This window comes from Vibrio sp. L3-7, assembly GCF_963898195.1.
Taxonomy (GTDB): domain Bacteria; phylum Pseudomonadota; class Gammaproteobacteria; order Enterobacterales; family Vibrionaceae; genus Vibrio; species Vibrio echinoideorum.
Map to the genome: position 1 here is coordinate 79,094 of NZ_CAWQUW010000005.1, position 12,673 is coordinate 91,766.

Annotated in this window: 9 protein-coding genes and 2 pseudogenes; 9 read left to right on the forward strand and 2 right to left on the reverse strand. The window is 41.5% G+C overall.

Annotation, left to right across the window (positions count from 1 at the left end; genetic code table 11):
• Positions 1 to 58: 58 nt before the first annotated feature.
• A complete protein-coding gene (locus AACW75_RS05610) occupies positions 59 to 1,882 on the reverse strand; it encodes a M4 family metallopeptidase (protein ID WP_145570180.1) in 1,824 nt (607 codons plus the stop codon).
• Between the two features lie 611 nt (positions 1,883 to 2,493).
• Between AACW75_RS05610 and AACW75_RS05615 the strand changes: the two genes are divergently transcribed.
• The 6 genes from AACW75_RS05615 (at position 2,494) to AACW75_RS05640 (ending at position 10,092) form a co-directional block, all read left to right on the forward strand.
• Positions 2,494 to 3,930, forward strand: coding sequence for a DUF2971 domain-containing protein (locus tag AACW75_RS05615; RefSeq protein ID WP_145570182.1), 1,437 nt, complete (start codon positions 2,494 to 2,496; stop codon positions 3,928 to 3,930).
• Between the two features lie 124 nt (positions 3,931 to 4,054).
• Complete coding sequence (locus tag AACW75_RS05620) at positions 4,055 to 5,383, forward strand: SIR2 family NAD-dependent protein deacylase (protein ID WP_237297667.1); 1,329 nt, start codon at positions 4,055 to 4,057, stop codon at positions 5,381 to 5,383.
• Between the two features lie 164 nt (positions 5,384 to 5,547).
• Entirely contained in the window at positions 5,548 to 6,438 is an 891-nt protein-coding gene (locus AACW75_RS05625; RefSeq protein ID WP_145570184.1) for a hypothetical protein, read from the forward strand.
• 413 nt (positions 6,439 to 6,851) lie between these two features.
• Positions 6,852 to 8,270, forward strand: a complete 1,419-nt coding sequence (locus AACW75_RS05630) for an SLC13 family permease (RefSeq protein WP_145570186.1) — start codon at positions 6,852 to 6,854, stop codon at positions 8,268 to 8,270.
• A 6-nt stretch (positions 8,271 to 8,276) separates the two neighbouring features.
• A complete protein-coding gene (locus AACW75_RS05635) occupies positions 8,277 to 9,632 on the forward strand; it encodes an ATP-binding protein (RefSeq protein WP_145570188.1) in 1,356 nt (451 codons plus the stop codon).
• The gene (locus tag AACW75_RS05640; RefSeq protein WP_010438444.1) at positions 9,619 to 10,092 is read left to right on the forward strand and encodes a response regulator; all 474 of its coding nucleotides are present in this window, start codon (positions 9,619 to 9,621) and stop codon (positions 10,090 to 10,092) included. The genes AACW75_RS05635 and AACW75_RS05640 overlap by 14 nt, the downstream gene beginning before the upstream one ends.
• A gap of 128 nt (positions 10,093 to 10,220) precedes the next feature.
• On the opposite strand, the pseudogene AACW75_RS05645 reads toward AACW75_RS05640, so the two are convergent.
• A pseudogene (locus AACW75_RS05645) lies at positions 10,221 to 10,562 on the reverse strand (transposase); the annotation flags it as partial.
• Positions 10,563 to 10,571: 9 nt separating this feature from the next.
• Here AACW75_RS05645 and AACW75_RS05650 point away from each other — a divergent pair.
• The 3 genes and pseudogenes from AACW75_RS05650 to AACW75_RS05660 all read left to right on the forward strand — a co-directional run bounded on the left by AACW75_RS05650 (position 10,572) and on the right by AACW75_RS05660 (position 12,464).
• Positions 10,572 to 10,922: pseudogene (locus tag AACW75_RS05650) on the forward strand (NUDIX hydrolase).
• Between the two features lie 307 nt (positions 10,923 to 11,229).
• Complete coding sequence (locus AACW75_RS05655; RefSeq protein WP_017072731.1) at positions 11,230 to 11,856, forward strand: LysE family translocator; 627 nt, start codon at positions 11,230 to 11,232, stop codon at positions 11,854 to 11,856.
• A gap of 146 nt (positions 11,857 to 12,002) precedes the next feature.
• Positions 12,003 to 12,464, forward strand: coding sequence for an RDD family protein (locus AACW75_RS05660; protein WP_145570190.1), 462 nt, complete (start codon positions 12,003 to 12,005; stop codon positions 12,462 to 12,464).
• The last annotated feature ends 209 nt before the right edge of the window (positions 12,465 to 12,673 follow it).

Sequence of the window (12,673 nt, forward strand, 5' to 3'; positions counted from 1 at the left end):
TTTCGCGGTTAACCGCTAGTTCTTCGTTTTATAACCTGTTTAAGAGGCTCGTTCTAACTCAATCTAAACGCAATGTTAGCCCTGAGTAGTTCGAGTATCCGCGCAGTAACACATGATAAGTCACGCCCGGCTGAGCGCTCACACTGCACTGCTCATTGTTTCCGGCACGATAAGGTCGACAATCGTAACTCGATGTCGTTGGCTTGCTTCCCGATTTCACGTAAAGGTCGGCATCGCCTGAACCGCCAGACATTGAAACCGTCACGCTGGATGCAGAATCCACAGTGAACGTGTAGAAGCTCTCTGAAGATTGATTCCCGCTTAGGTTCGCAATCGGTGTGCCTTTCGTCAGTACATTGCCAGTTGGAGGTGTGACACCACAACTCGCATTCGCGCCTACCGTGTTAAAGGCATCTTCAACATCGGCAACCACATAGCCCATGTCTGCTGCGGCTTTCGCTACGCCACAAGCTCCGGCATCAAAGGTACTGTTTGCCGTCCAATACAATTGGTTTGCGACTGTGAATATTTCAAAGCCCTTACGTACATTCCAACCCGATTTGTTCGCTAAAAGGTAAAAGGCACGGTTGTAAACACCGCTAGATAAGTGAACGTTCAAACCATCGTAGTATTGAGAGGCATGGTCAATCGATCGACCATCTTTTGAAGGTTGATCGAAGTAACGCAAACCACCTTCAGATTTGAAGATATCGCTACCGACCACCCAATCCACATTGCCACGTAAGTAGTATTCAGCCGCTTCGCCCGCAATATCGGAGAAGGCTTCATTCATACCGCCTGACATGTTTTGGTACACAAGGCCGGAGTTTTGCTCAGTGAAGCCGTGGCTGACTTCGTGAGCACTCACGTTGATATCGACCAATGGGTAAAAGGTATTTTTGCCATCTCCAAAAGTCATTGATGTACCATTCCAGAAAGCATTTTCATAATCGGTACCGTAATGAACACGCATCGTCAGTTGGAACGTTAAAGGTGATGTGTTCATCCACTCTTTGTACATATCGAATACGACATTACCAAAATAGTGCGCATCGTTAAGAGGCGAGTAAGCCCCGTTAATGTATTTGTGATCGGTGTAGTTGGTGCCGTCGGCACAGTTGTAACTGTAAGCTGAACTTCCAGAGGTTCCGTTCCTCAAATCGACGGTCTTAACTGAATCATTTTCTAACGTACAAGTCGTGCCTGTCTTGTCGATGGGAAAGCTAGGGAAGTCGCTGCCATATTCATATCGAGTGGTTTTGAGGTTGCCACCTGGGCCAGTACCTAATGCTTTAGCGTGGTTTAGTCCATTCCATTTTTGGAGCACATCGCCAGTCGTGGCATCAATAAAGTAGAAAGGGCGCTCTGGCGTTGAGGATGCGATAAAGAAATCGACCAGATACACCACTTGGGCGACTTGGTTCTCATCCAGTCTCACCATGAGTTTGGCATTTTTGTTTTCAATGGACTTTTTGCCGACGGTAAACGTGCGATGAGCAGACAGTGCGGCTTCAATCGCTTGTTCTTGATTCAGCTTTGGCGCGATGCTGGATAGGTCACCGCTGATCCCTTGTGCCATGGAGCCGAACACCTGAGTGGGTTGGTTCTTGGAAAGGGTGGCCACAACCGAAGTATTGAAGACGGGTAAACCTCGGTGAGTTTGTTGGTAACGGACTTTCGTTTTTCCATTGGGCAATACCACCCGTTTAACTTCAGAAAAACCTAATTCTAGTGGGGCAACACTCTTCGACTGCGCGACGAGGCTTTGCTGTAGTAATGCATCATTATCGACTCTGACCATTTCTGCAGCGTGTGCGTTAAAGCCAAAAGATGTACCTAGAATAGCTGCTATTTTCCAGCTTAGTTGACGTTGTTGGTTCATTTTTCGTTCCTGATTTTAATATAAACTCCTTCTTCCCAACGGCTTTATAGGAAGTCTATATGCAACACATCTGTGCCATGTGTTGCGAATCAAGATTGGAAGAGCATTTGGATTTATGACAAGTTTATCGAGGAGATTGAATTTTATGGTATGTAATTCAAAGTTTACAAAATCTCTTATTGATTAAATTGTTTTTATAAAATCCAATTTTGTTATTTATCGTAAACGTATGAAGAGGCGGGAGTTATTAAAATCCGTTTTGTTTTAATTTGTAGAATGAAAATGTCTAAGTTGAATTCGATATTTTTCTGATTTTATATTAATTATAAAATTGTAAATAACTGAGTTTTGGGTGCGGGTATATTGAGTTCATTATCAGTAGTAATGATTCATTAACATTACTACCGTGTAAATTTCGCAAAATGTACGAATTTATCTAAATTGAAAGTGATATTTAGATAACTTTTCGTTGATTTATCAGCTTTCAACGATAATCGATTGTTATGATTAATTTTAATAGAGTAAAATATAGTGTGTTAAAATATTGATAATGAATATAAAACTTATTCTAATAGTTTTAGGTAGTTAAATTAATAATATAAGGTTAAAAAGTGTTATATAAGTACAGAGCTGATAGTCAATACACCGAAATGATCTTCACTACTGGTAAGGTTCACCTTTCTGTCGCGAGTGCTCTTAATGATCCGTTTGAGTGTAACTTAAAAGAAATAGGTGCAGACTGGATCAAAAAAGAAGTCGAAGACATGAAGAAAGTTGCTATTTCTGGGTTTATTGTGAGTGCTTCTCAATCTATTGAGAGTAAAAGTTTTTCTTATGGTGTTTCACACAAAAAAATGGCAAAAGTGGTTAAAAAACTAGCGATGAAGGGCTCGATAGATGAGCAGTATAAATACTTCCGGCAGTTTATTTTAAAAAATACTGGGTATGAAACATCTAATGTAGATCGCTTTTTTTCTAATATTAATGAACAGTTAGAGCGTGTTGGTATTTTTAGTTTAGCTGAAAGTTCCTCGAATCAACTTATGTGGTCACACTACGGTGGTCAACATTACGGAATTTGTATCGGTTTTGATGATAAAGAGTCAGGTGTAAAGCTTAGTAACCCTGACTCATGCATAAAAGTGCGCTATTCGGACGAGCTTCCTAAAATGTCTGATGGAGGGTTTCAGACTGAGCTTGGTATGAGCATGGGAAAGGATGGTCAACTTAAGAACAGCCATTTTCAATTATCTTTTACTGATAGTACTCTTCAAAAAATTATTAGTACAAAACCAAAGTCATGGGAATATGAGAATGAATGGCGATACGTTGAACCCTTTGGAGGGGCATATGATTGGCCAAGTAAAATAAAGGAAATTGTTTTTGGATTGAAATGCCCTGAAGAACGCAGGGAATATTATGTATCGCTAGCGAATAGGAATGTTCCAAATGAAGTTTTTCTATATGAAATGGTAAAGAAAGAAGGTGGTAATGAAGTTGTAAAAGTACCTTACTCAACGCCGAAAACAACACCAGCATTTACCTTGGATAAGCGAGAATCAACGAATGAGCACGGTGAAACGGTGCATGTTTTAAGTGCTGAACAATTTTCATATGCGGTTGAAGAACTCTTTAAACAAGGTGACTTTGATTACGCTCTTTTCCAAGTTGAAAGGGCGCTAGAAGAAGCTGAGAGTGCTGACCAAGCGCACCTTATCTCATTGAAGGCAAGAGCTTTAGGGTTTAAAGGGCTCCATGAAGAAGCTTTGTCTGAGTTTAGAAAACTAGACAAGCTTTGCCCTAATGATCCTATAATCCTATACCAGATCAGTTGTGCTCTTGATGCATGCGGTTTAGCGAGTGAAGCTCTTGCAGCGTTAAAAGAGGCAAATTTATTGCCGCATGAAGATGCGAGCATCCCTTACAATATTGGTGTAACAACGCTTAAGCTCGGCGGTGACGATAATGAAGCGTTACCATACTTAATTATGGCTAGAACATTAAAACATCCTAAGGCCGATAAGTTGATCAAGGCACTGCAAAAGTAAAAAGCTTAACGAGTGTGCAGAATTATTCCCAACGCTTGGAGTTTGCCCCATCGTTGGGTTTCCAGCTTAAGTTGTGATGCCTAGTGTTGTGCTGATTTTGTTAGCACCCTAATGTAGCAACACGATGTTTAGACCTAAGGTAGCCATTTTGAGTTATTTTTATGAGATCGCTTATGCAGCAGAATCTGACAGGTTATGTATATTTACGGGCACGGGATTCTCAAAAGCTGTTACTGGAAATTTAGCGCCTAGTTGGCAAGGACTGCTAGAAAGTTTATGTGATTTGCTTTCTTCCAGTAATGAGCTCAAAGTATCTTTGTTCCCTACAGATAAATCAATGCCTTTGACTTTGGATGAAGCCGCGCAAGTTATCGCAATTGAATTGCAAAAAGCGGGGATAAGTATTCACGAAGAAACAGCAAAGTTAATCGAAGGCGTTAGTATTTCATCTGGTGGCAATGAAGAGATAATAAGTTTTTTTAAAGAACGCTCTTTTCGCATAGTAACAACTAATTACGATAAACTAGCAGAACAACTCTGTGGTAGCCAAGTTCATTCCTTTGCACCTGGATTGCCTATTCCGAGATCTAAATCAAAGGTAAAAGTTTACCATGTACATGGTTCAATAGACTCGCCAAAAGATATGATCATTACATCGGAAGACTATTTTAACTTTTTCCATGCTGAGTCTTATTTCTCTAGAAAACTGAGTACAGTATTTCATGAAAATACTGTAGTAATTTTGGGTTATTCATTAGGCGATACTAATCTAAAGTCCATCATTAATGACTATAAAAAATTCACGAGTAATCATGCAATAGGTTCAAGTGTGATTTTTGTTTCTCGCTCTGAAATTTCCCAATATTTAAAAGACTACTATTCTTATTGCTTTGGGATCCGCGTAATTGATGGTATTGAAACTCATGAGTTCTTCAAAACATTGAATTTAGAGTTGCCTAAGGTTAAAGATAAGCACGAAACTAGTTTAGATAATTTGAAAAATGTTCTCTATCGAGGCCATTCATTTAAAAAAGAATACATAAGAATTGAAAATTCTTTTTACGAGATTGTAGCATCGATAAATGCAACAGGCCTATCTTTGATTAATGAGAAAGTTATCGCATTGTTAGCATCTATTATTTCAGTTAAACAGAAGTTGACGGGAGAATCTGGCGCATGGGAGCAATATGAGCAACTGGCAAAATGGTTGGTGCATTTAGGTAGTATTCTTGATATTGGGTCAACACCTTTAAAAAGTGTTTATTTAGAAACAGTTGTACATTCCATGGAAACAATGCGAAAAGAGTTATACATCGGTTATTCGTGGCATGCATACAAAGTATGGGAGAGTAGTTGGACGTCAATTACTTCTCACAATAGATCGATGATACGCCAACATGTACTCGAAAAATCTGTGTGGCCTGATGCTCATAAAGTCGTGAAAACAGCATAAAATAAAACACTAAAATGCGCATGCCACAGGGTATTGAATATAACTTTTTATCTTAACGATTCAGTAGTTGACGGTTGGTGTCATCAATTTGAGCCGATATGCCTCTCAAAGACGCTAGTCATATAACAACCAAACCTATTCGGTCTTAGTTTCACGGAGGAAACATGACAAGCGACCAATTATTGGATAAGGCACTTTATAGTAGTGCCAGCATCCACCAACCTCATTCTTTAAAAGCTTATTTGGCAACGAATCACCTTAATGATTATTTCAGCACAACAGACAATGTGTGGCTTAAAACGAGTGAGTTGATAGACCAAACTGAGATTGAAGTTTTAGGCGAGTACTCTGCAATGCTACAAGCGCCAAAGTTTACGGATTTTCGTATTCAAAGGATATTGGATAATGGGGTATACCCAGCGTCGTATGCTGCATTAATACAGTGGCATGAGAATAAGGGCTTTCAAGATATTTTCTCGCATTACGTTTCGCAGGCTTCTCAAACAAGCGAATACCTTTCCCACAATGTGACTATCTTATTGGCGCTGAATCGTGTTTACAGTGAGTTACAGCCGTCTCAAGTTCCCGTATTCCTTAACCGCTTCACTGAATTTGTCACATCGACCCGTTCTGACGGCGACCGAAGCGCTGACACAAGTGAAGTCGTAGAGCTCGACAAGGTATTACAAGCATGCTGCAAACAGTTTGGTTTCTTTGGACACAACCTAATTACGCTTACGTGGATATTGCGTTGTAAGGAAGATCTGTCGAAAGAGCAATATGACTCGATGCTTTCTAATCTTTATCGACAGGCCAATAGCCCTTTGGAAGATCCAGACGATGAGATTGATCAAGCTATCCTAGCGCAGTGTCAAAGCTCAGATAATTCAGGTGAGCTCTATGATAATATCCACCGATTGGTTTTTGGTTATACATTGAATCTACACCAAATAACGCTAGCGGATGCATTGTGCTTTCTTCACGAACGATTCCCTGCACATACATCGGAGCTAAAGCACATTGCCGAGTATCAGTGTCGTCTGTTAGAAAAGTGAGTTTAATTAGGACGTTGCATTTAACTTATGCAACGTTATCAGTCTAGTTAGCGCAGAAGTACAACTTACACGCGAATCAGATCTCAAATTGAAAAAAGCGCTACTCGATAATGCAGCTATGTTCTTTACTTCTGAAAACCAGTCAGGTGTCAAATATAGCTCACATATTACGGGTCTCCCACGCAAAGGTGAACGTTTGCCTTTTGTTTCTCGGAATTTAATTGCAACAGTAAATGACATACAAACGTAGAGGTAGCGCACAGAAACGAAAAAGGGGATATCGCGATTACGTAATCATTGATCTAGCCGATAGTGAGATAGTGATAAGAGGTCGATAATTCGTTGTCGGATCTAAATTAGAACTTTAAATCTAATTTCTAAGTAGTTGTTATCTCAGGAAGAGTTTTTGTGCTATGCGCCCCTATATTAAATACATTATCCCTATTTTAATTCCTTTCATTATCCTCGTAATGCCGCTATCAGCGTTTCCATTTGAAGGCCTTACGATTATTCAACAACGCGTTATCGCGATCTTTTTATTAGCGGCATTGTGCTGGGTGTTCGAGCCTATCCCGATCTACGCGACGTCTGTTGTTGTTATCGTTCTGCAATTATTGATGTTGTCGGATAAAGGGCTGATCTTTTTAAGGTTTGAGCATGGGCAGGAACATTTTGGTGAGTTGTTAAAATACAGCGATATCATGGCGACATTCGCCAGCCCAATCATCATGCTGTTTTTGGGCGGTTTTTTCTTAGCTATGGCCGCCACTAAGTATCGATTAGACGTAAACTTAGCCCGTGTATTATTGAAGCCATTTGGACAAGACCCAAAGTTTGTGATGCTCGGCTTAATGCTGATCACTGGTATCTTTTCGATGTTTATGTCTAACACAGCAACAACGGCAATGATGCTATCTATTTTAACGCCGGTACTGGCTGTGTTTGGCCCGAAAGACCCCGGACGTATAGCGTTTGCGCTTTGTATCCCTGTTGCCGCTAACATCGGTGGCATTGGTACCCCGATCGGTACCCCCCCGAACGCTATCGCACTTAAATATTTAGTTGGTGACAACCTCATTACGTTCGGTGAATGGATGGCATTTGGTGTGCCGTTTGTCATTATTATGATGGCGTTAGCGTGGTTTTTAATAGGCTTTATGTACAAAGCTGACCAAAAGAAAATCGAGCTAAGCATCAAAGGTAAATTCCTTAAAACACCCAAAGCCATTGCGGTATACGTCACTTTTGCGCTGACCATCATTCTTTGGTTAATGGGCTCAAGTCATGGCATGAACTCTTATACCGTCGCTCTGATTCCTGTCGCTGTGTTCTCACTCACAGGGATCATCAATAAAGAAGACCTGAAAAAGATTTCTTGGGACGTACTGTGGCTTGTATCAGGTGGTATTGCGCTTGGTTTAGCACTCGATAAAACTGGCTTAGCAAGGCTCGTGGTACACAGCATTCCGTTTGATGCTTACTCACCATATGTGGTGTTGTTCGGAGCGGCGTTCTTGTGTTTGGTAATGGCAAACTTTATGTCTCATACCGCAACGGCTAACTTGTTGATGCCAATTATGGCTGCATTAGGTTCGTCTATGGCTTCACTCACGCCACTAGGCGGTGAGTTAACGTTAATTCTGGTGGTGACTTTTGCCGCTTCATTAGGTATGTCGCTGCCAATCAGTACGCCTCCGAATGCGTTGGCTCATGCCACGGGTCATGTGCAAAGTAATCAAATGGCCAGAATCGGTATTATTTTGGGTGTGGTTGGTGTGCTACTGAGTTTTGTTATGGTGTGGGTGCTACATTCAATTGGTCACATAGGATAACGATACGTGTATCAACAGAAGCTAGAAGCACTTATCGATCGTTATTTTAATCAGACAGAACGTCGGGTGACGTGCCGTGCCGGTAACACCATTATTGAACAATCAGCGTTAAACACTCGTTTGTATTATGTGTTTAGTGGAGAACTGGAAGGTTTTTATACCGAAGCGAATGCACCGCGAGTACGCGTGTTTAGCGCGGGTAGTGGGGCTTTTATAGGCGTTCATAGCTTCTTTTCAGGTAATTGGACAGCATCTTCAACGGTTGTTGCTAAAACCGATGTTGAGTTAGCGTGGATCGATAAAGATACGCCAGCAGAAGATGAACGTAAATTTGGCCCTCTTACCGCACAGTTTACACCTGTGATTGTCAATGAGTTGTCGCGTCGTCAACGCCGTGCAACACAAGAAGCGATAGCGAAACAAAAAGCGCTAGAGAAGTTACATACTGCTGAGCAAATGACAACCTTGGGTCAATTGGCAGCAGGGATTGCCCATGAGCTTAACAACGCTATTGGTGTAGTAAATAGTAAATCTGGCCGACTTGAAACGGTCATCATGGAGCTACTTGAAGAAGTGCATCCAGAAGCCAGTCAATTTTTCGATTTTGGGTTAATGCATGGTCAGAAAACGTCGTCGTCAGAAGCGCGAACACGTGGGCGACAATTTGAAAGAAAATATGGTTTAGACAAAAACATTGCTCGCTCTCTTGCGAAGGCGATTCCAATTGACGCTTCATCTGCAACAGACGTTATTTCAAAACATTGGCTGAAAAACCCAGAAGAAGCGATTCGCTTTTGGCAGATGGGCTGTGATTTACATGATTTACGTTTGGCATCTAGACACACCGTTGGCATCGTAAAATCGGTTAAACAACTTGGCAGAGTTGATATTGACACCGAAGAAGCGGTTGATATTAACGACTCCATTAACCATGCCTTATCGTTGTTACAAAGTGAGTTACGTAGAGTATCTGTGCGATTGAGCCCTGCAGATTTGCCGACCTTTAAAGGCTCGAAAACAGAGCTCGTTCAGATTTGGGTCAACATTGTAAAGAATGCTTGTGATGCAATGTCGAATTCAGACGATGCTGCAATAGAAATTCAAACCAGATTAAGTAAGAAAAGAATATTAGTTACGATCACAAATAACGGCCCTGAGATAGACGAGGTGACTCGTAGAAAGGTATTTCAGCCCAACTTCACCACTAAAAAAGGTGGTTTATCGTTTGGATTGGGCTTGGGTTTATCAATCGTTAAGCGGATTGTGGCGGGTTATGGCGGAAGTATTATTGTGAAAAGTGATGCTTCTAAAACTGTATTTAGAATCAAGTTACCAGTAGAGGGTGAACATGGAGAAGCTTAATTTAATCTGTGTCGATGACCAGAGAGAAGTACTGAGCGCAGTGGTACAAGACTTAGAGCCGCTGGCGAGTTGGCTGAATATTGAAGATTGTGAATCAGCGCAAGAAGTGCTTGATCTCATTGATGAACTTGACGCAGAAGGCGAACACATTACCGTCATCGTGTCTGATCATGTGATGCCCGGGAAAACGGGTGTGGAGTTACTCACTGACGTGTTCCATGACAGCCGCTTTCCGAATACAAAGAAAATTCTTCTTACGGGGCAGGCTACTCATACTGATACCATTAATGCGATTAATGCAGCAGGTATCGACCGTTACTTTGAGAAGCCGTGGCAAGCAAGCACGTTAGTTGAGTGCATTCGTACTCTTGTCACTGAGTACATATTTGATCAAGGGCTTGATTATACGGACTATCAGAATGAGCTCGACCAACAGGTTGTGTTGAGACGCCTACGTTAGTCTCTTGCGTTAGCCATTTACGTTAGTTTCTTGCGCTAGTCATTTATGTCAGTCGCTTGAAATTATATGCACCGAAGGAAGCTTTCTGAAGGCGTTTGTCTTTGAAAGAAGTAATTATTCGGTGCATATATTGCTCCTCTCATTTTAGTCTTAAATGAGACCTCAACCTGCTTGGTTCTACGACTGATGCAGGTGTAATGTGGACAACTTAATGGAACATTGGCAAGTCTAAATATCGAGTCGATAAATCCTTGCAGCACTCTCAGTGGCATAGAAAAAACTCGCTTCGCCATGAACGCAGTCGTGATAGCTAAATCACTGAACCGACGTGGCCTCCCGTGCTTATTATGTTTGCTTTGCGCCCACCCGCTTATCGCTTCTTCACTAATCCAAACGGTCAGAGATCCGCGGTTAATGAGTGATTGGTTGTATTGCTTCCAGTTGGTCGTTTTGTTATGAGGTTTAGGCATGGTCAAGGTATGGTTTTTGAATTCCCTAGAGGTTCAGTTGATTCCGGTGAGTCGGGTAGCCAAGCTGCAATTAGAGAATTGTGGGAATAAACGGATCTTGAAGATTTACAACTGCTCGGCACTCATCAAGCTCTGAATAACGTCGGTGGTGAGATTCATTATGTGGTTTTGAATACGGATCAGAATGATGAGCCTAAAATGGTCGAAGCAGAAAGACAACAAACTTTCTGTTGGCTAGATCCCTCAGCTATACGTCTTGGTGATTTTTATCGTGCAGATCTCGAGTTTATAGAACACCATTTGAGCCGGTTTGCTTCTCAAATACGCCAGCACATCACCACCATCTTTATTCATCGTTAGTTTCACGGAGGAAACATGACAAGCGACCTTCGGCTAACGTGAGCGATTCGCAGTTTGTACTTGTTCTATTGAGTAAAAATAAGTCTGGTGGACGGATGTGAATATCTAACAGGGACTTACCACATTAACGCCGATATATATGTTTTGAAGTGAGGCTGGATTCATAATAGGCTAACTCGTCGTGCTTGCGTAATACGGGCTCACGTCTCAGTCGATTTTTGTGTGTACGATGAAACAGTTGATGTGGATGTGTCTCTCACTAACTAACGTGACGTTAGCACTAAGAGCCATACTACAAGGAGGTTTTATGTTTCCATTAGATATATTTGTTACTTACACGCTGGCTTGTTTACTGCTAGTTATCTCGCCGGGGCCGGATAATTTGCTTGCTATAGGTCGAGGTTTAAGCCAAGGCCGATTGGCAGCAATAATGTCAGGTATGTCTTCTGGGGTGGGTATTCTATTTCATGTCGTTGCCGCGACCTTTGGGCTTACCCTTCTCATTCAAACTTCTGAAGTAGCGTTTTACGTTGTCAAACTCGTTGGCGCAGCTTACCTAATTTGGTTGGGTGTGAAAGTGCTTCGTACGAGAAATTTGTTCACATTAGAACCAGCGAAAAAACAGCCTCTAAAAGTCATCTTTTCTACGGGTTTTCTATCTGCCGCGCTTAATCCAAAGCCAGGTATGTTTGTTCTTGCTTTTGTACCTCAATTTGTAAACCCAAGTTTAGGGTCAGTGACAACTCAAATGATCGGTTATGGCGTTTGGTTTGCTTTATTAACGGCAGTTGGCTTTAGCTTAATGGGGGTTTTCTCGTCTCAATTATCAGAGTGGTTCAGGAACAAGCCGAAGTTAGTATCAGGGTTGAATATTGGTGCAGGTATTACATTCGTCTCTTCTGGGTTAGCTGTGGCGTTTATGAAGCAGCGATAATCTGTGCGCTAGGCATTGATTTGGTAAGATTCACAACGTTTGGCATTTTTACTTTGGGTGCCAATCGTTTTAGTTGATAGTCGTAATCACAGTTCAACAGAGCGCTCGGCTGCAATGTGATTTAAACAAAACAGATAGGATATTTTATGGACAATGAGCAATTAGAGTATGCAGGCTTTTGGGTGCGATTAGGAGCTGCGTTGATTGATACCTTCCTGTTCTTGCTGGTGACTATGCCTTTATTGTATTGGGTATATGGTGACTACTATTTTGATTCAGATGAGTTCATCTTAGGCGGCTGGGATATGTTGTTAAATTGGGTGTTCCCTTTTATCGCAACGGTTATATTCTGGGTTTATCGGTCTGGCACTCCAGGCAAAATTGCTTTGAAGCTTCAAGTTGTGAATGCGGAGACCGGAGAGGCGCTTTCTACGGGCAAATCAATTTTAAGGTACCTTGCGTATTACGTAAGTATTCTTCCACTGTGTTTTGGCTTTGTTTGGATTGCGTTTAGCGGAAAGAAACAAGGTTGGCATGATTTAATTGCCAATACAGTCGTTGTTAGGCCTACAAATAAGGGCATTGAACCCGTAAGGTTTGGAAAGTGAGCTTAAGAATAATTCCAACTGATAGATAACGCGTGAATCGTTATCTATCACTTCAGATAATACGTTAAGAGTGATTTAACACGCGGTATTTTTAACTCAGTATCTTAAGTGCTTCAATAAGGGCCAGTAGCCAGTAACGGCAGTGAATTTGAGTGTGTCTTAGTAGCCTTGAACACTATTTAACGCTCCTGCATAGACGCTCAAAATTA